Raw genomic sequence first — 19,684 nt, 5'->3', positions numbered from 1 at the left:
ACCCCATGACTTCCACACCGATTACAGACGCAGAAGTTGCAAAACAGGCAGCCGATGACCAGCTGTCAGTCCGCGAGAAAATTGGCTACGGCCTGGGCGACGCGGGCGGCACGGTAATTACCTGCCTGATCATGAACTTTCTGACCTTTTTCTATACCGATGTATTTGGCCTGACGCCTGCGCTGGTGGGCACGCTGTTTATTGCCCTTCGGGTATTTGACGCGATTTCCGATCCGGTGATGGGCGTGATTGCCGACCGCACGCAGAGCCGCTGGGGGCGTTTTCGTCCCTGGCAACTGTGGGTCGCGCTTCCCATCGGGATCGTCGGCGTACTGACCTTCACCGTCCCGGACGCCAGCATGGGCGTGAAAATCGCCTGGGCGTTCGGCACCTATCTGTTGCTTTCAGTGGGCTATACCGCCATCAACGTGCCATATTGCGCGCTGATCAACACCATGACCACCCGTCACAACGAGGTTATATCCTGCCAGTCCTGGCGCTTCGTACTGTGCGGCGTGGCGGGCTTTCTGGTCTCCGTTGGCCTGCCGTGGCTGGTATCAGAGCTGGGACAGGGCAATGCCGCCCGGGGTTATCAGCTGGGCGTCGGCGTGCTGTGCGCCATCGCCGTGGTGATGTTTTTGTGCTGCTTCTTCTGGGTGCGCGAGCGCGTCCCGCTTGCGCTGATGGGTAAATTCACCCTGCGCGAGCACCTGACGGGCCTGCGGAAAAACGATCAGCTGCTGCTGATGCTGGTGATGTCGTTTCTGCTGATCAACGTCTTCAACATTCGCGGCGGCGGATACATGTACTTCATCACCTACGTGCTTCAGGGCAGCACGGCGTACACCTCGCTGTTTTTCACCATGGTGACCTTTGCCGCTATTCTGGGCGCGGTGATCGTCAGTCCGCTGTCGCGGCGGATTGATACCGTCAAACTCTACTACTACACCAACCTGATACTCGCTGCGCTTGCGGTGGGAATGTGGTTCCTGCCGGGTGGCCCGGCGCACCAGACGCTCTGGTTGATCGTGATTTTAAGTAACGGCGTGATCCTGGGCTTCACCCTGCCGCTGCACTTCTCGCTGATGGCCTTTGCCGATGACTACGGCGAATGGAAAACCGGCGTGCGCTCATCGGGGATGAACTTCGCCTTCAATCTGTTTTTCATCAAGCTCGCGTGGGCATCCAGCGCCGGGATCATCAGCCTGGTGTTTATTGCCGTGGCCTATCAGCCAGGCGCAGGTAACCAGACACCCGCCTCATTGCAGGGCATCACCGCCATGGAGACGCTGCTTCCTGCCCTTTTCCACCTGCTGCTGGCGGTCGCTATCCGCTGGTGCAGGCTTAACAATCCCGTGATGTCGCGCATTGCCACCGATTTGCGCCAGCGTCATGTACAGTCCTGAGGAGAACGATATGACCATAATGGAAGCCGACCTGCATCAGCTGAAAATCAACGACCCGTTTCTTGGTCAGTACCAACGGCTGGTCCGCGATGTGGTGATCCCCTACCAGTGGGATGCGCTTAACGATCGCGTGGCGGAGGCCGAACCCAGCCACGCCATCGCCAACTTCCGCATTGCGGCCGGTCTGGAACAGGGGGAGTTCTACGGGATGGTCTTTCAGGACAGCGACGTGGCGAAATGGCTCGAAGCCGTGGCGTGGTCGCTGTGCCAGAAGCCGGATGCTGAACTGGAAAAAACCGCCGACGAGGTGATCGAGCTGGTCGCAGCGGCGCAGTGCGAAGATGGCTATCTCAATACCTATTTCACGGTGAAAGCACCGGCCGAGCGCTGGACCAATCTGGCCGAATGCCACGAACTGTACTGCGCCGGACATATGATTGAAGCGGGCGTGGCGTATTTCCAGGGAACCGGAAAGCGCCGCCTGCTGGACGTGGTGTGCAGGCTGGCGGATCATATCGACAGGGTGTTTGGCCCGGGCGAAAACCAGCTGCACGGTTACCCTGGCCACCCGGAAATCGAGCTGGCGCTGATGCGGCTGTACGACGTCACGCAGGAGCAACGCTATCTCAATCTGGTGAAATACTTTATTGAGGAACGCGGCGCGCAGCCTCACTTCTACGATATCGAATACGAGAAGCGCGGCAGAACGTCATACTGGAACACCTATGGCCCGGCGTGGATGGTCAAGGACAAAGCCTACAGCCAGGCGCATCTGCCCCTTGCGGAACAACAAACGGCCATAGGCCACGCCGTGCGTTTTGTCTATCTGATGGCGGGCATGGCACATCTGGCGCGCCTGAGCAGCGACGAGGGGAAACGTCAGGATTGCCTGCGGCTGTGGAACAACATGGCACAGCGCCAGCTGTACATCACCGGCGGGATTGGCTCCCAAAGCAGCGGCGAGGCGTTCAGCAGCGATTACGATCTGCCCAACGATACGGTCTACGCCGAAAGCTGCGCCTCCATCGGCCTGATGATGTTTGCCCGCCGGATGCTGGAGATGGAGGCGGACGGCCACTACGCCGACGTGATGGAGCGCGCGCTGTACAACACGGTGCTGGGCGGCATGGCGCTGGATGGTAAGCATTTCTTTTATGTGAATCCGCTGGAAGTGCACCCGAAAACCCTGGCCTTTAACCATATCTATGACCACGTCAAACCGGTGCGCCAGCGCTGGTTCGGCTGCGCCTGTTGCCCGCCGAATATTGCGCGCGTGCTGACCTCGCTGGGGCACTACATTTATACCGTTCGCCCGGACGCGCTGTTGATCAACCTGTACGTGGGGAACGACGTCGCCATTCCGGTTGGGGATAACATCCTCCAGCTGCGGATTAGCGGGAACTATCCGTGGCATGAGCAGGTGAAAATCGAGATTACCTCACCAGTTCCGGTGACTCACACGCTGGCCCTGAGGCTGCCGGACTGGTGTGCGGAACCGGCTGTTTCGCTCAATGGTCAGGCCATTACAGGCGAGGTCTCCCGTGGATACTTATACCTCAACCGAAGCTGGCAGGAAGGCGACACGCTGACGCTGACGTTACCGATGCCGGTCCGCCGCGTGTACGGCAACCCGCAGGTGCGCCAGCAGGCTGGGAAAGTCGCATTGCAGCGTGGACCGCTGGTTTACTGCCTGGAAGAAGCCGATAACGGCGCAAATCTGCATAACCTTTCTTTGCCCCAGGACAGCGCGTTTCGGGTATTTGAAGGCAAAGGCATTTTCGCGCACAAGATGCTGATACAGGCGGAAGGGATCGGGTGTCAGGCGAAGGACACTGATGCCCTGTGGCAGTACGACCACTCGCCGGTAGAACGTCAGCCCCGGACGCTGACCTTTATTCCGTGGTTCAGCTGGGCAAACCGGGGAGAAGGGGAAATGCGGATATGGGTGGATGAAAGCTGAATAACTGCGGCCTGTTGCCCTCACCCCAGCCCTCTCCCACGGGAGAGGGAGTAAAAAGTAGGCCGGGTAAGGCGAAGCCGCCACCCGGCTTTAACCCGGCTCAGGTCACCCCACCCGGAACGGCCTGAGCCCGGAGATTAAAACAGCCCCAGCGGTTTATCGGAGTAGCTGACTAACAGACATTTCGTTTGCTGGTAGTGCTCCAGCATCATCTTATGGGTTTCACGCCCGATGCCCGACTGCTTGTAGCCGCCAAACGCCGCATGAGCCGGATAGGCGTGATAGCAGTTTGTCCATACGCGTCCGGCCTGAATGCCGCGGCCCATTTTATAGGCCAGATTACCGTTACGACTCCAGACGCCCGCCCCCAGGCCATACTGCGTGTCGTTGGCGAGCTCCAGCGCCTCGTCCATGGTTTTAAACGTGGTGACGGCCAGCACCGGTCCAAAAATTTCCTCCTGGAAAACGCGCATGTTGTTCTTACCGAACAGGATGGTCGGCTCAAGGTAGTAACCCTCCTGCAAATCGCCGCCCAGCACCTTACGACGACCGCCGGTCAACACATCGGCCCCCTCTTTTTTACCGATATCAATATAGTTGAGGATGGTTTCCAGCTGGCCATGCGATACCTGCGCTCCCATCTGGGTGACGTTATCCAGCGGATTACCGCTGCGAATCGACTCCACGCGCCGGATCGCCCGCTCCATAAAGCGCTCATAAATGGATTCCTGCACCAGCGCGCGGCTCGGACAGGTGCAGACTTCACCCTGGTTGAACGCGAACAGCGCAAACCCTTCCAGCGCTTTGTCGAAGAAGGCGTCCTCTTCATCCATCACGTCGGCAAAGAAGATGTTCGGCGATTTCCCGCCCAGCTCCAGGGTGACCGGAATGATGTTCTGGGTCGCGTACTGCATGATCTGCTGACCCACTTCCGTTGAGCCGGTAAACGCCACTTTGGCAATACGCTTTGAAGTAGCCAGATATTCGCCGATCTCTCCCCCGGCCCCGTTGACCACGTTAATGACCCCCGGCGGCAACAGGTCGCCAATCACCTCCATCAGCAGCAGTACCGAAAGCGGCGTTAAGCGTGCAGGTTTCAGCACCACGCAGTTACCCGCCGCCAGCGCGGGCGCCATTTTCCAGCTCGCCATCAGCAGCGGGAAGTTCCACGGAATAATTTGCCCCACCACGCCGAGCGGCTCGTGGAAGTGATACGCCACGGTATCTTTGTCAACTTCACTTATTCCCCCCTCCTGGGCACGAATGCAGGACGCAAAATAGCGGAAATGGTCAATCGCCAGCGGCACGTCCGCCGCCATGGTTTCCCGGATCGGCTTGCCGTTGTCCCACGTTTCCGCGGTCGCCAGCAGCTCCAGATTCTGCTCCATCCGATCGGCGATTTTGAACAAAATGGCCGCTCTGTCCTGAACGGACGTTTGTCCCCACTTATCTTTCGCCTTATGCGCCGCATCCAGCGCTAAATCGATATCCCGCTTGCCCGAACTGGCAATTTCACACAGCGGCTGGCCGGTAACGGGCGTCAGGTTGGAATAGTATCCGCCGTCGACGGGCGCCACCCAGTCGCCGCCGATAAAGTTGTCATAGCGGGGCTTCAGCTTAAGAGGAAAACCATACTCGCCTGGCTGGATACGCGATGAGGGAGGATTGTTTGTCATGACCGTCTCCTTGCAGTAGGTGTACAACAAGGGTAGTTCCGGCTGGTGATTTTCTCGCCAGTCGGTAACGGGTTTACGAGCCGTATCACGGATTACCGTACTTTACGTTTCGTTTCTGCCGCCGGAGCCATACTTAATAGCTCAGAGGGTCATGAGGAACGATGCAATGCAGCTATTTATCGGCTTTGACGTGGGCGGAACCCACATCAAACACGGCGTGATCAACGAAAACGGCGAAGAACTGACATCCGATGAATATGATACGCCTGACGATGAAAGCACCTTCAAACAGAAGTGGAAAGCGGTGGTGGATAAGTACCGCCAGGAGCATGAGATCGTCGGCATCGGCGTGAGTTTTCCGGGCCACATCAATCACCATACCGGCGAAGCGGCCAAGGCCGGGGCGCTGGATTACCTTGACGGTGAAAACCTGTGCGAGCTTTTCGCACAGCTGACCGATCTCCCCGTAACAACCGAAAATGACGCCAACTGCGCGGCGCTGGGCGAACGCTGGCAGGGCGCCGGTAAGGACTATGAGCATTTTGTCTGCATCACCATCGGCACCGGCATCGGCGGCGGTATCGTCATGGAGGGCGATCTCTACCGTGGGTCGCACTACCGGGCGGGTGAGTTTGGCGTGCTGCCCGTTGGCAACAACGGCGAGCCGATGCACGAAGTGGCGTCCGCCAGCGGCCTGATGAAAGCCTGCCGCCGCGCGCTGGCCGTGTCGGAAGATGAGATGCCTGATGGTGAGGAGCTGTTTAGACGCATGGACAGCGACGTGCATCTGCGTGAGGCCATAGAAGAGTGGGCGCATTTCCTCTCGCGGGGCATCTACAGCGTGATCTCCATGTTTGATCCGCAGGCGGTGCTGATTGGCGGCGGCATTAGCGAGCAGGAGAAAATCTATCTCCTGCTGGATAAATACCTACAGCGATTCGAGGAGTGGGAAGCGCTCCGGGTGCCCATCCTTCCCTGCGAGCTGGGTAACCAGGCGGGAAGGCTGGGCGCGGTCTGGCTGGCTAAGCAGAAGCAGGCGCGCAGCGCTTAACGCTTAGGGAAATAACTGCGCGTCGCGTAGCACATGGTCATTGCCACGACGACGCGTAAACCCGATGCGGTTGAAATACTCCAGGATCTGAATCGCCAGTTTGCGTCCCACGTTCAGCCGATCGCGGAAGTCTGCGGCGCAGGTTGATCCGCGCGCCTGATCCAGCTCCCGGATCAGGTTCGCAAACGCCACGATCCGATCGTTGCGGTAATAACGATCTTTCACGATCGCCACAATCATCCCCTGCTGCGCCGCATGGCGCAGTACCTGACGCATCAGCTGCTCATCGGTATTGGTTTCACGCGCCAGATCGCGCACCCACCACGGTTCATCGCCAAACAGCGCCGCCACTTTTTGCCAGACCGCGTCCTGCTCAGCGGTAAAACCGGCCTTGTGCTCCGGCAGGTGCAGCCAGCCGTGATGACTTGCAATCACGCCGCTTTCACGCATGTTTTCAATCAGCAACAGCACCAGCGCGTCGTCTTCCATGGGCAACGCCATGCGCCGCAGACGTTCACGGCCCGGGCCGGGCTCATCCTGATGCTGTTCATGGTAGGTCGCCAGCGTGCTCAGCACTTTGCGCTGCCAGCGCGCCGCCACCGGCGCGTTCAGCAGGCTGTTCCCGGCCTGAATAAAACCTGGCTCCTGCGTCAGAAGACGCAATCCTTCGCCGCTGAGCTGGCGCGCCCAGGCGAACGCCGCCAGATCCACCGCACCACGCTCAAGGTGGATATCTAACGCAGACTTATCATCGCGGGCCTGGGCCAGTGCGGCCAGCCACTGTAAATACTCGGGCTTACGCTTGCCGCGACGGGGCGGATCCAGCATGACCACGCGCGCGCCCGCCAGCGTTTCCCGCGCCGAAATATCGCGCAGAACCAGGCGGTCGTTATCCGCCAGCCAGAGCGGGGAGTCGAACACCAGTTCGGCGAGATCGTTTTCCAGCAGCGACACGCGTCCGGTGATGTGGCTGGCCGCGTGGTGGATATGCAGCGGCTGCCACTGGGTCAGCGGGGTATGGGTCTGGAGAGAAACGATGATCCGTTCAGAAGGCTCCGGCGGCGCGTCGGCCAGCAGCCAGTCGCCGCGGTTAAGCTGGTCTTTTTCGGCATCACCGGCAATATTCAGCGCGATACGCTGCCCGGCGTGGGCCTGTTCCACCGGCTGGTTTTGCGCGTGCAGCCCGCGCACGCGCATCGGTTTGTTCACGCCCGTCAGCCACAGGGTATCGCCCACGTTCACTTCGCCGCTCAGCGCGGTACCGGTCACCACCAGCCCAGCCCCTTTCACGGTAAACGCCCTGTCGATCGCCAGACGGAAGCGGTGATGGCTGGCCTGTACACGAGACGGGATCTGCTGCAAATGGTCGCGAAGAGCGTCGATACCGCGGCCTTCTGTCGCCACGGTGACAAACAGTGCGGCATCCCTAAAACCGTACTCACTCAGCGCCGCCAGCACCTCTTCACGCACCTCGTCGATACGCGCCTCATCCACACGGTCCGCTTTGGTGAGGGCGACGGTCAACTGCGGGTTTCCCGTCAGCTGGAGGATCGCCAGATGCTCGCGCGTTTGCGCCATCACCCCGTCATCGCACGCGACCACCAGCAGGGCGTGATCGATCCCGCCCACGCCCGCGAGCATATTGGAAAGAAACTTCTCGTGGCCGGGCACGTCGATAAAGCCCAGCACGCGACCGTCGGGCTGCGGCCAGTAGGCGTAACCCAGGTCAATGGTCATGCCGCGCTTTTTCTCTTCCGGCAGGCGATCGGCATTCACGCCCGTAATGGCCTGCAATAACGTGGTTTTGCCGTGGTCAACGTGACCGGCGGTGGCAATAATCATTTCAACATCATCTCCAGAAACCGCACTTCATCTTCCAGACAGCGTAAATCCAGCCACATGCGCCTGTCACCGATCCGGCCAATCACCGGCGTCGGTAATGCGCGCCAGCGCGCCGACAGCGCCTCAAGCTGGCTTCCGCGTCCGTCGCGCGGGGTGAACGTCAGCGCTTCGCTCGGTAACCTGTCCACCGGCAGCGAGCCGCTGCCAATTTGCGACAGGCAAGGCTCGATACGAACGTCAAACTCAGGGTAATGAGGAGCAACCTGCGGCAGTAGCGCTTCCGCCTGCGCGCGAATGGAGGCCGCATCACGGCTCAGCAAACGCAACGTGGGCAGGCGGTCAGCCAGTTTCTCCGGGTGGAGATAGAGCCGCAGCGTGGCTTCCAGCGCGGCCAGCGTCATTTTATCGGCACGCAGGGCGCGCTTAAGCGGGTGCTGCTGTAGCTGCGCAATCAGCTCGCGCCTGCCGACGATAATCCCCGCCTGCGGCCCGCCCAGCAATTTATCACCGGAGAAACTGACCAGGCTTACGCCCGCGGCAACCATTTCCTGCACCATGGGCTCTTTCGGCAGACCGTACTGGCGCATATCCACCAGCGACCCGCTGCCGAGATCGGCAATCACCGGCACGTTTAGCTCGCGCCCAATGGCGGCCAGTTCGGCCTCTTCCACCGTTTTGGTGAAACCCTCAATGTGGTAATTGCTGGTATGCACTTTCATCAGCAGGGCGGTGTTTTCATTCATCGCCGCGCGATAATCTTTTGCATGGGTACGGTTGGTTGTGCCCACTTCATGCAGCGTGCAGCCCGCCTGGCGCATGACGTCCGGAATACGAAACGCCCCGCCGATCTCCACCAGCTCGCCGCGAGAGACGACAACCTCTTTTCCGCTCGCGGTGGCCGCCAGCATTAACAGCACCGCCGCCGCGTTGTTATTCACAATGCAGGCATCTTCCGCGCCGGTGATCTGGCAGAGAAGATCCGCCAGTGCGCGATCGCGATGCCCACGCCCGGCGCCGTCCAGATCGTACTCCAGCGTCACCGGCGAGCGCATGGCACGGGTGACGGCCTCTGTTGCCTCTTCGGCCTGCTGTGCCCGGCCCAGATTGGTGTGCAGAACCGTGCCTGTCAGGTTAATAACCGGGCGCAACGCGCTTTGCCCGTGCTTGCTCAGCCTGCGTTCAACTTCCTGCGCCCACGCCACGCACCAGCCGGGTAGCGCGTTCTCAGCCTGAATATGGCGACGCGCATCGTCCTGAAGCTGGCGTAGCATGTCGACCGTTGCAGTATGGCCAAACTGCTCCAGCACCGCAGTGATGCGCGGGTCACGAAGCAGTCGATCGGTAGCGGGGATCTGGCTGTAGAGGGAATGATGAGTAGTCATGAATGCGCCTGGCGAGTAAATATCTTCCCCCCTCCCGACGGGAGAGGGAGTTAACATGTGGGGGGATTGTACCGCCTCCCGCCAGGAAGTGTTATAACCCGCATCAAGCCTTTGGCGGTTCAGTCCGGGCAAAACTTTCGCGCTGGAAGAGCGTCTCCGCCAGTTTGACCAGCAGCGGACGATCCACGCACCAGCCCGGCGAGACGCGGCGGAAATTGAGGTAGCCAATGGCGCAGGCGATGGCGATCGTCGCCAGATTCAGGCTATCGCTCTGAATTTTCCCGTCGCGGATCAGCTGTTCGCACATATCCAGGCTGCGGCTGATTTTTTCGCGCTGGCGCAGCAGCTCATTTTCTGACTGCTGGGCGGCGGGCCTTGCCTGCTCGCGTACGGACGTCAATGCCGCATCCATAATGCCATCCGCCAGGGCTTCAATTTGCTTCATCGCCAGCGCTGCTTTTGGATCCGCCGGCAGCATGGCTGGCGCAACGCCAAGCAGTTCGATGTACTCCGCAATGATCGGGGAATCAAACCAGTAATCGCCCTCGTCCGTTACCAGCGCCGGGACTTTCCCCAGCGGGTTGTACTGCGCAACGCCGTTCTCTGCGTTGTAGGGCTGTTCATTTACGAATTCAAATTCAATCCCTTTCTCCAGCAGGAGAATCGAAATCTTACGCACGAAAGGACTGGTATAACTGCCGATGAGTTTCATTGCTTATCCTTAATGCCCACAAAGAGGTCAGTATGGATCAAGCCGTGGAAAAAGGCAGGTGCGCGTATCGCATTCCTGCCATGAGGGGATACGGGAGAAATCTGCATAAAAATATTTTGTGAATCAAATCACAATCTGGAAACAAACAACCAACTTAACATTGTGATGCAAATCACAAAACACCGCCCATTTTGGCGTAATTCTGAGCGATGTATTTTTTTTACACACTCGTTATGTGATCGCGATCACTTCATTAATGTCCTCACCCCCTACATTCATGTGATTCAGATCACACAAAATTTCACTGTCTGGACAGTTGAACGATTCAGTGCCAGATTTCACAGCATCAGAACAGGGCCCGGCTACCTCTGCCGCCGCACATTAACGATAAACCTCGGGCCACAAGCCTAAGCGTAAACATAAGAAGGGGTGTTTTATGTCATCCGATTTCAAGATCAAAGTGCAAAGCTTTGGTCGTTTCCTCAGCAACATGGTGATGCCAAATATCGGCGCGTTTATCGCGTGGGGTATTATCACCGCATTATTTATTCCGACAGGGTGGTTGCCTAACGAAACGCTGGCAAAACTTGTTGGCCCAATGATTACCTATCTCCTGCCACTGCTCATCGGTTATACCGGTGGTCGTCTGGTGGGCGGTGACCGCGGTGGCGTCGTGGGTGCCATCACAACCATGGGGGTGATCGTCGGTGCGGATATGCCGATGTTCCTCGGTGCGATGATTGCCGGTCCTCTGGGCGGCTGGGCAATCAAGAAATTCGACGTCTGGGTTGATGGCAAGATCAAATCCGGCTTCGAAATGCTGGTGAACAACTTCTCTGCGGGCATCATCGGGATGATCCTCGCCATTCTGGCATTCCTCGGCATTGGCCCGGCGGTTGAAGTGCTGTCCAAGCTGCTGGCGGCGGGCGTTAACTTCATGGTGGCGCACGACATGCTGCCGCTGGCGTCTATCTTTGTTGAACCAGCGAAAATCCTGTTCCTGAACAACGCCATCAACCACGGTATCTTCTCACCGCTGGGTATTCAGCAGTCACACGATCTCGGCAAGTCCATCTTCTTCCTGATTGAAGCGAACCCGGGTCCAGGTATGGGCGTTCTGCTGGCGTACATGTTCTTTGGTCGCGGCAGCGCGAAACAGTCTGCTGGCGGCGCGGCGATCATTCACTTCCTGGGCGGTATTCACGAAATTTACTTCCCGTATGTGCTGATGAACCCACGTCTGATCCTGGCCGTTATCCTTGGCGGTATGACCGGCGTGTTCACCCTGAGCGTACTGGGCGGTGGTCTGGTGTCTCCTGCTTCTCCAGGCTCTATCCTGGCGGTGCTGGCGATGACCCCGAAAGGCGCCTACTTCGCGAACATCGCGGCGATCTGTGCGGCCATGGCGGTCTCCTTCGTGGCCTCCGCTATCCTGCTGAAAACCAGCAAGGTGAAAGAAGACGACGATATCGAAGCGGCAACCCGTCGTATGCATGACATGAAAGCCGAATCCAAAGGCGCAACGCCGCTGGCGGCGGGTGATGTCTCTAACGACCTGAGCCACGTGCGTAAAATCATCGTGGCCTGTGATGCCGGTATGGGCTCCAGCGCAATGGGTGCGGGCGTACTGCGGAAGAAAGTGCAGGATGCGGGTCTGACCAACATCTCCGTCACCAACAGCGCGATTAACAGCCTGCCGCCGGACGTTGACCTGGTGATCACGCACCGCGATCTGACCGAACGCGCTATGCGTCAGGTACCGCAGGCGCAGCACATTTCCCTGACCAACTTCCTCGACAGCGGCCTGTACGCCAGCCTGACCGAACGCCTGGTGGCGGCGCAGCGCCATGAAGATAACGAAGTGAAAGTGCGTACCAGCCTGCAAGACAGCTTCGACGAGAGCAACGCGCATCTGTTCAAACTGGGCGCTGAAAACATCTTCCTTGGCCGCACGGCGACCAATAAAGAAGAGGCCATTCGCTTCGCCGGTGAGCAGCTGGTGAAAGGCGGCTACGTTCAGCCTGAGTACGTTGAGGCGATGCTGGAACGCGAAAAGCTGACCCCAACCTACCTGGGTGAATCCATCGCGGTTCCGCACGGTACGGTGGAAGCCAAAGACCGCGTGCTGAAAACCGGCGTGGTGTTCTGTCAGTATCCTGATGGCGTGCGCTTCGGTGAAGAAGAGGACGACATCGCCCGTCTGGTGATTGGTATCGCCGCTCGCAACAACGAGCATATCCAGGTGATTACCAGCCTGACCAATGCGCTGGATGACGAAACGGTTATTGAGCGTCTGGCCAACACCACCAGCGTTGAAGAAGTTCTGGCCCTGCTGAACAAGTAACAGCGCCTCTTCCCTCTCCCCCCGGGGAGAGGGCTAGGGTGAGGGGAAAACGTTCCTCACCCCAGCCCTCTCGGGTAAAAACATTGATGAAGGTTAACACTATGAAAGCATTACATTTTGGCGCAGGTAATATCGGTCGTGGCTTTATCGGTAAACTGCTGGCAGACGCGGGCATTACCCTGACATTCGCCGATGTGAATCAGGTGGTTCTGGATGCCCTGAATGCCCGTCATAGCTATCAGGTTCACGTGGTGGGTGAAAACGAACAGGTTGAAACGGTCTCTGGCGTCAACGCGGTAAGCAGCATTGGCGACGACGTGATTGACCTCATCGCGAGCGTTGATCTGGTCACCACCGCCGTGGGTCCGGTGGTGCTTGAGCGTATCGCCCCGGCGGTCGCGAAAGGCCTGGCGAAGCGTAAAGCACAGGGCGTTGAAACACCGCTGAACATCATCGCCTGTGAAAACATGGTGCGCGGCACCACGCAGCTGAAAGGCCACGTTCTTGCGACCGTCGCAGACGAAGATAAAGCCTGGGTTGAAGCGCACGTAGGTTTTGTGGATTCCGCCGTGGATCGCATCGTTCCGCCTTCAGCATCCGCCACCAACGATCCGCTGGAAGTGACCGTGGAAACCTTCAGCGAGTGGATCGTTGATAAAACCCAGTTTAAGGGTGCGCTGCCGACCATTCCGGGAATGGAATTAACCGATAACCTGATGGCATTTGTCGAACGTAAACTCTTCACGCTGAACACCGGGCATGCTATAACCGCGTACCTCGGAAAATTGGCCGGTCATCAGACGATTCGTGACGCGATCCTCGATGAGAACATCCGTGCGGTGGTCAAAGGGGCAATGGAAGAGAGCGGCGCGGTGCTGATCAAACGCTACGGTTTTGATGCTGATAAACACGCGGCATACATCCAGAAAATCCTCGGTCGTTTTGAAAACCCGTATCTGAAAGATGACGTTGAGCGCGTGGGTCGTCAGCCGCTGCGTAAACTAAGCGCGGGCGACCGCCTGATTAAACCGCTGCTGGGCACGCTGGAATACGGCCTGCCGCACGCTAACCTGGTGAAGGGCATCGCTGCCGCCATGCACTACCGCAGCGAGCAGGACCCGCAGGCGATTGAGCTGGCTCAGCTGATTGATGACAAAGGCGCGCAGGCTGCGCTGGCGCAGATCTCCGGTCTGGATGCCAACAGTGACGTAGTTGCGGAGGCGGTCAGCGCATACAACGCAACCAAATGATGCAGAGTCCGGCGCAGGTTAGCCTGCGCCCGAATAACAGATTGTCAGATATGCAGGCAATAATGGAACAAACCCAGGCCTTTGAAAATCGTGTGCTTGAGCGTCTGAATGCTGGCAAAACCGTACGGAGTTTCCTGATTGCCGCCGTCGAGCTGTTAACCGAGGCGGTGAACATTCTGGTGCTTCAGGTGTTTCGCAAAGACGACTACGCGGTAAAGTATGCTGTAGAACCGTTACTGGACGGAGACGGACCGCTGGGCGATTTATCGGTACGGCTGAAGCTGATTTACGGTCTTGGTGTGCTGAACCGCCAGGAGTATGAAGACGCCGAGCTGTTAATGGCGCTGCGCGAAGAGCTCAATCATGACGGTAATGAGTACACCTTTACCGATGATGAGATACTGGGGCCCTTCGGCGAACTGCACTGCGTATCCGCGCTCCCTCCCGCACCTCAGTTTGATAACAGCGACCCTGAGCTGTACGCGATGCAAAAGCTGCGTTATCAACAGGTTGTGCGCTCCACCATGGTGCTTTCCCTGACTGAGCTGATTTCTAAAATCAGCTTAAAAAAAGCGTTTCAGAAGTAAGCCCGCACACATTGGTGTATCCTTCCCTGTAAATTCCCCGTTTTCAGAGTTATTTGTCATGAAAGAAGTCGAAAAGAACGAAATTAAACGCCTGAGCGACCGTCTGGATCTGATCCGCCATCAGATGGCTGGCCTCTCCCTGGTCGATTCTGCCGAGAAATATGCCGAGCTGGAAAAAGAGTCCGTGAAGCTGGAGGCGGAAATTGAACGCCTGCGCGAAGTGAAAGGCCAGAAGCTGAGTAAAGAAGCGCAGAAGCTGATGAACATGCCGCATCGCCGCGCGATCACCAAAAAAGAGCAGGCCGACATGGGCAAGCTGAAGAAAAGCGTCCGTGGCCTGGTGGTGGTGCACCCGATGACTGAGCTTGGTCGCGAAATGGGCCTGAAAGAGATGACGGGTTTTTGTAAGACCGCGTTCTAATCGTCCTCCCCTGCCGCTGCGGCAGGGGAAACTCAGTTGTAAATCAGGTTAAACGTCGCCATCGCATCCGCTTTTCCCGCCGTCACGTTCTCTTCCGTCTGAAGGTAATGCGCATCAAACCAGAAGGTTTGCGTCTGGTTATCCCCCACTTGCCCAAATGCTGACACCTGTGGGGTGTTCCACGGTACCACCTGCCCCTGAACCGAACCGGTATTGTCACCGTAAAGCAGTTCGATCCCGACACCGCTGGCGCTATCCTCCTGCTTCGTCAATGCCAGCGCCCGATCGTTGCCCGGCGTGGTATCGCCAAAGAAACCCATCTTCACCGCCGTGTTATTTTCGCAGGTCACCGGAATGCTGAAGCGTCCGCCTCCGGCGCGGGAGCCTATGCCATGAAATTCACGCTGGCTCACGCTCCCCATGGGAACAAGAATGCTGCGAGAGCCCACTGAACAGCTGGTACGCCTGACGGTGAAGCTGGCGAGATGGATCTGTACCGGTGTCGCCACGTTGGTGGCGCTGGCTTGATTTTCTCCCGCCTGCAATATCAGCGATCCGACATTTTGCTCCTGGGAATTGGCGTTATCGTCAGGCATGGCGCTGGTCGTTGGAATTTTGTAAAACACCACCCAGAACTGCATTTTATACATTGAGGCGCTGGCAAAGGCGGGGTTTTGCGATGCGTCGCAAATGCGCCGGGACTCATTGCCATTCACCTGACTTGTGCCGTCAATGTAGCGTACCGCATCGGCGCCGCAGTACTGCTGTTCCCGGAACCCCAGCGCGTAGCCGATGCCGTCGATCTGAGTTTTATAGACGTGACGTGACGCGCCGTCTTCACCAACCACGGTGCCGACGGGGTTATCCATGTCGACAAAGCCGATACTACGCCAGGCATCATTCCCGCCATCACAGCTGTAGAAATCCGCCCCGGTAGATTGTATCGGCGCAGATATCGGCGTCCAGTCCGCCGTGCCGGGCGCATACCCTATGGCGTAGGGCACCTGAACGACCCACTGATCGCGCGTGGTGCGGCAAGATGAGGTCTGAGCATGGGCATGAAAACTCAGCATGCCAAAAAGCGAAAGAAGGCTCAGATAGAAAAACCAGTGAATAAAACGACGCATGATATTCCTCTAATGGCACTCAACGGATAGCGTGGCGATACCGGGGGCCATATGAGCTTTCCCCAGTCTGAAAGGTGTCTGGCATTGCTGCTGCTCCCCGTCCTGATACCAGCTGACGCGCAGGGTGCCGCGCTCTGGTACCCCGCTCAGGTAGGCCTGACCGCCGTCAGCGACCATGCTTCGGTTTGCAGAATGGCGGTTCTGCTCCACCACTTCAGCCTGCGCGCCAAACGGCAACGGTTCGCCGTGGTAGCGCAGGGAAAACAGAACGCGATAACCAATGTGGGTTTTGTAATTGGCCAGCACCACCGCGCCGCTGGTGGGAATGAGCGTCAGACCGCTCTGCTCAACGTCGACGTTCTCACCCAGCGTCGCCGTATCAAGGCTGACGGTATTTTTGCGATACGCCGAGAGCGTTGGCATGACCGCATAGCCGCGGCTGTCGGTATGGATCCCGTTGTAGCCCTCCGGCTCAACGTTCGCCGCGCCGGGCACGCGTAGCAGGGCGACGGTATCGCCCAGCGGCTGGCTAAGCGTGACGCCATACTGCGTGGCGATAACGCCTCCGGCGAGTCCGAGGCTCGCGTTGCTACCGCTTCGGCTGTGGTCATAACCGAGGCTGACGTTGCCGTAGCCACCGTTGTATTGCAGCGCCAGGCTGGTACTGTCGGCTTGTCCCTCGCTGGCCTTACTCTGCTGAACGCTGTAATTAAGGTTGCGATTCGCCAGCGCACTGCCGTTGAGTGACACCTGCTGAGTGGTCATCCCACGATTGTTGTGGTTGATGAAGTAACTGACCGAGCTGTCCGGTAACCAGTGACCAAGCGGAACATTGACGTTAAACGACACGGTACGATCGGGATGCTGCTCAAGCGCTGAGTCGGTGTAGTCATACCCCGCGCCCCAGGTAATGCCTCGCCAGCTGGTGTACCAGCCAATGTGGATGGTTTTATCCTGCCCGGACGTATGCCAGTAATCCTGCATCCATGCCGAGACGCTGAGGCTGCCGAACTGACCCAGCGTCTGTGAGAAGGTGACCTGCGAGCGGCTACGGCGATTATTGAGTTGCAGCTGTTGGCTGTCAGACTGATTCAGTTCACTGAATTCATAGTAATTGCGCGAGGCATAGCGATAACTCGCCAGGTTGAAGGCGGTGCCGGTAGCGCTGAAATCTTTCTGATACTGAATGCGCCACGCCTGCCCCATCGCGCTTTTGCCATTGGGTAAACGGCTTTTTGCCAGCGTATCGTCAATGCCCAGCGAGCCAAATGCGCCAAACCCTCTGCCTACGCCAATTGCACCGGCCTGATAGTTGCTCGCCGTACGAAAGCCGCCATACACCGTCATCCTCGAGAGCAGGCCGTAGAAGAAAGCGCCTTCAACAAACTCAGGTGAACGCGCATCGCCGGAGCCGGAGTGAAATCGTCCGGCGTTGAGGCTGTATTTCAGGCTGCCCAGGCGTCGCATAAACGGCACCGCAGAATAGGGTTGGGTAAAGACGCGCGTTGAGCCGTCACTTTCCGTGACCGTCACCTGTAGATCGCCACTTTGTGCGCCGGGGAACAGATCGTTAATGATAAATGGCCCGGCGGCCACCCAGGTTTCATAGATCACATAGCCATTTTGCGAAACGGAGACTTTAGCGAAGCTGTGTGCGACGCCGCGGATGGTTGGTGCGAAGCCGCGCTGGCTGTCGGGCAACATGCTTTCGCTTGATGTGAGCTGTACCCCGCGAAACGCCACGCTATCGAAGACGTCGCCTGCGGTCCAGGCATCGCCGATCCGTAGCTGGCTGTTAAGACGGCGAATATCCCGGGTCAGCCAGCTACTTTGCGACTGAAAATGGTCGCCGCCCGCGTCGCTGTGGCTCCAGGCGGAGGTGTTGCGCAACCGCCACGCCCCCAGATTGATACCGTTACGCAGGCTCAGATAGCTGGATGTCGTGATGCCACGCTGATGATGTGCCTGGCCGCCCGAAAGACTGTAATCAGTAAATGCCGCCGGGATACCATCGTCCCACTGCGACTGCGGCACGTAGCCACGGCTGCGGTGTTTCATCGCCGCCTGCGGCAGGCTGAGAAAGAGACGCTGCTGGTTGAAATCATAGGAGGTTCGCGCTGCCGGAATGAAATCCGCGAGGTGCGTGAACGTTTCTCCCTCCCGCAACCGTGAGAATGCAGGAATGGCCCTGACATTCACCCCAAGCGCTTCCAGCAGCGATACGCTTAAAACGGGTTGCAGGCTGCCTTTCTCATTGACGAAGGTGATCTCCTGATGCCGCTCCTCGCGTCCGTTAATCTCCAGCGTCACGAGCCAGGTGCCTGGCATCTGCCCGCCCTTTTCAGAGAAATAGTGCAGTTCCGCCGTTTTCTGTTCGGTAGAGGAAAGCTCCAGCGCGGCGGGATCAAAGTAATCCTCGGCCATCCCCGCGCGGCTGAAGCTAAGCAGCAACACCGAAAGCGGCGCGTAACGAAACAGGCGAAAAGACATGGTCTTAAAGAGGCTGGGTGTGGGTGGCGGTGATGGCACCAAAATCATTAATAGCCGACCAGCTTACGCCCCCGGAGGCGGACACAGGCCATTCACGGGTTTCCCCTGGACCGATCATGCCCGGCTGCTCAATTTTATGCCCGCCAACGGACAGTCGATAAAAAGAGACGTAGTATGGCGTCGGGTTGGCGGCCTTAAGCCCTTTTCCCGTCCGCGAAAACGTTATTTTCTGCCAGGCAGTGGCAGCGTCCCCTTTAAGGTTGTCCGGGCGGTAGAAAATTTTAAATTTCGATTTAACGTTAACTTGTAATTCGTTGCTGCTCTCTTTTGGCTTTGGCGCAATCGCTTTAATATCGAGCCAGAATACAGATTCACGATCTGTGGGCAGCGGAGCGCCGGTATATTGAATACGCAGCGTGTTGGTCTGCTCCGGATCAAGTCTGAACAGAGGTGGTGTAACAATAAATGGCGCAGCGTTATTTTTATCCTGCCCATCACCTTCAACCCACGACTGAATAAGATAGGGAACCGCACTTTCCATATTAGAAACAGAAAATGCCACCTCCTTGCTGTGTTGTGGGTATACGATCCGTGTTCCCCCCATTACAACGCCAGCGGAAACTGACGCAGAACTAACCATTAATGCAGTGAGCATAATATACGATAAACGTTTCATCATTATTATCTCTGGAGGTGGCTGAGAGTGAAATCAGTTATAAACCATCAGGAAGTTGGAAACGGCATTGACGTCGCCCGCGTTAATTTCCGACCCGTCTTTGTCGAGAGAGGCATAAAACGTTAATTCAGCATTGCCTTCAGCATCCGGTGCGGTTGTTTCAGATACCGTACCCGGTTTAATCGCGGTGCTGCGATCGCTGTTATAAAGCTTCACGCCGACGCCCGTCGCCATACCTTCGCCTGGCGTAACCTGTAGCAGTGTGTCATTCACCGTATCTTTGGTTCCGTCAAAAAGTACCGCAACCGATTCAACCGTCTCCGGGCAGTTCTCTACGTTGATTTTGAACTCACGCGGCGTCGTTTCGCTGTGATCGTCGAAGTAGCTTTTCGCCCACGCGCCGAGGTCTACCGTTTTGCTTTTTGACGCAGGGGTAATATCACAGGAAATAAGGGTGATTTTCCCGGTAAAGTTGATCACGCCGCCTGTGCTCTGCGAGCCAGCGCCTGTATCCAGGGAAGCATTAACGCCAGAATCACTGCTTGCCAGTACTGATTGAGAAGATAACAGCAGCCCCGCCGCGGCAATCGCCAGCGCCACATTTTTGATTTTCATTTGGAACACTTTCCCCTCTGTAAATTAAACAGATATAGACTTGTTGTACCAGGTACAATAACCGCTATAAGGATTTAAAAACGCCACCAAAAGGGTTTTAGCAGAATGGGTGACGCGACCTTATAGAATAAAGCAGGGTCCATCC

General features: G+C 57.6%; 15 protein-coding genes. 7 read left to right on the top strand and 8 right to left on the bottom strand.

The features are described from left to right. Positions 1–5 precede the first annotated feature (5 nt). The gene (locus tag SK62_RS00165) at positions 6–1,406 is read left to right on the top strand and encodes an MFS transporter (protein ID WP_047718917.1); all 1,401 of its coding nucleotides are present in this window, start codon (positions 6–8) and stop codon (positions 1,404–1,406) included. 10 nt (positions 1,407–1,416) lie between these two features. Next, on the top strand, positions 1,417–3,366 hold the full coding sequence (locus SK62_RS00160) for a glycoside hydrolase family 127 protein (RefSeq protein ID WP_047718916.1): 1,950 nt from the start codon (positions 1,417–1,419) through the stop codon (positions 3,364–3,366). Between the two features lie 137 nt (positions 3,367–3,503). Here SK62_RS00160 and aldB read toward each other — a convergent pair whose 3' ends face one another. Then, entirely contained in the window at positions 3,504–5,042 is a 1,539-nt protein-coding gene (gene aldB, locus SK62_RS00155) for an aldehyde dehydrogenase AldB (RefSeq protein ID WP_047718914.1), read from the bottom strand. 166 nt (positions 5,043–5,208) lie between these two features. Here aldB and SK62_RS00150 point away from each other — a divergent pair, with 166 nt between their 5' ends. Next, a complete protein-coding gene (locus tag SK62_RS00150; protein WP_015572761.1) occupies positions 5,209–6,093 on the top strand; it encodes an ROK family protein in 885 nt (294 codons plus the stop codon). 3 nt (positions 6,094–6,096) lie between these two features. Here SK62_RS00150 and selB read toward each other — a convergent pair whose 3' ends face one another. From selB to SK62_RS00135, 3 genes are all read right to left on the bottom strand, one after another. Next, entirely contained in the window at positions 6,097–7,935 is a 1,839-nt protein-coding gene (gene selB, locus SK62_RS00145) for a selenocysteine-specific translation elongation factor (protein WP_047718913.1), read from the bottom strand. Beyond that, positions 7,932–9,317, bottom strand: a complete 1,386-nt coding sequence (selA, locus tag SK62_RS00140) for an L-seryl-tRNA(Sec) selenium transferase (RefSeq protein WP_045339143.1) — start codon at positions 9,315–9,317, stop codon at positions 7,932–7,934. The genes selB and selA overlap by 4 nt, the downstream gene beginning before the upstream one ends. A 103-nt stretch (positions 9,318–9,420) precedes the next feature. Beyond that, positions 9,421–10,029, bottom strand: a complete 609-nt coding sequence (locus SK62_RS00135; protein WP_015572763.1) for a glutathione S-transferase — start codon at positions 10,027–10,029, stop codon at positions 9,421–9,423. A 436-nt stretch (positions 10,030–10,465) separates the two neighbouring features. Here SK62_RS00135 and SK62_RS00130 point away from each other — a divergent pair, with 436 nt between their 5' ends. The 4 genes from SK62_RS00130 to SK62_RS00115 all read left to right on the top strand — a co-directional run bounded on the left by SK62_RS00130 (position 10,466) and on the right by SK62_RS00115 (position 14,631). Further along, positions 10,466–12,373: a PTS mannitol transporter subunit IICBA gene (locus tag SK62_RS00130; protein ID WP_015572764.1), complete on the top strand. Its 1,908-nt coding sequence runs from the start codon at positions 10,466–10,468 to the stop codon at positions 12,371–12,373. Between the two features lie 101 nt (positions 12,374–12,474). Beyond that, the gene (gene mtlD / locus SK62_RS00125) at positions 12,475–13,623 is read left to right on the top strand and encodes a mannitol-1-phosphate 5-dehydrogenase (RefSeq protein ID WP_023304617.1); all 1,149 of its coding nucleotides are present in this window, start codon (positions 12,475–12,477) and stop codon (positions 13,621–13,623) included. After that, positions 13,620–14,210: a mannitol operon repressor MtlR gene (gene mtlR, locus SK62_RS00120; protein WP_015572766.1), complete on the top strand. Its 591-nt coding sequence runs from the start codon at positions 13,620–13,622 to the stop codon at positions 14,208–14,210. The genes mtlD and mtlR overlap by 4 nt, the downstream gene beginning before the upstream one ends. 58 nt (positions 14,211–14,268) lie before the next feature. Next, a complete protein-coding gene (locus tag SK62_RS00115; RefSeq protein ID WP_015572767.1) occupies positions 14,269–14,631 on the top strand; it encodes a YibL family ribosome-associated protein in 363 nt (120 codons plus the stop codon). Positions 14,632–14,663: 32 nt separating this feature from the next. Here the strand turns inward: SK62_RS00115 and SK62_RS00110 are convergent, their stop codons facing one another. Genes SK62_RS00110 through SK62_RS00095 form a run of 4 tightly spaced genes read right to left on the bottom strand, consistent with a single transcriptional unit; the run spans position 14,664 to position 19,539 of the window. Next, positions 14,664–15,758 carry a fimbrial protein gene (locus SK62_RS00110; protein WP_023304619.1) on the bottom strand — a complete coding sequence of 365 codons (1,095 nt, stop codon included), beginning with the start codon at positions 15,756–15,758 and terminating at the stop codon, positions 14,664–14,666. Between the two features lie 9 nt (positions 15,759–15,767). Continuing rightward, positions 15,768–18,248, bottom strand: a complete 2,481-nt coding sequence (locus SK62_RS00105; RefSeq protein WP_052948401.1) for a fimbria/pilus outer membrane usher protein — start codon at positions 18,246–18,248, stop codon at positions 15,768–15,770. A 4-nt stretch (positions 18,249–18,252) separates the two neighbouring features. Beyond that, on the bottom strand, positions 18,253–18,927 hold the full coding sequence (locus tag SK62_RS00100) for a fimbrial biogenesis chaperone (protein WP_017693782.1): 675 nt from the start codon (positions 18,925–18,927) through the stop codon (positions 18,253–18,255). Positions 18,928–18,957: 30 nt separating this feature from the next. Further along, positions 18,958–19,539, bottom strand: coding sequence for a fimbrial protein (locus SK62_RS00095; protein ID WP_015572771.1), 582 nt, complete (start codon positions 19,537–19,539; stop codon positions 18,958–18,960). Positions 19,540–19,684 lie beyond the last annotated feature (145 nt).

The sequence above is a fragment of the Enterobacter sp. BIDMC109 genome (genome assembly GCF_001037885.1).
Lineage (GTDB): Bacteria > Pseudomonadota > Gammaproteobacteria > Enterobacterales > Enterobacteriaceae > Enterobacter > Enterobacter hormaechei_C.
This window is presented reverse-complemented; position numbering and strand designations above follow the sequence as displayed.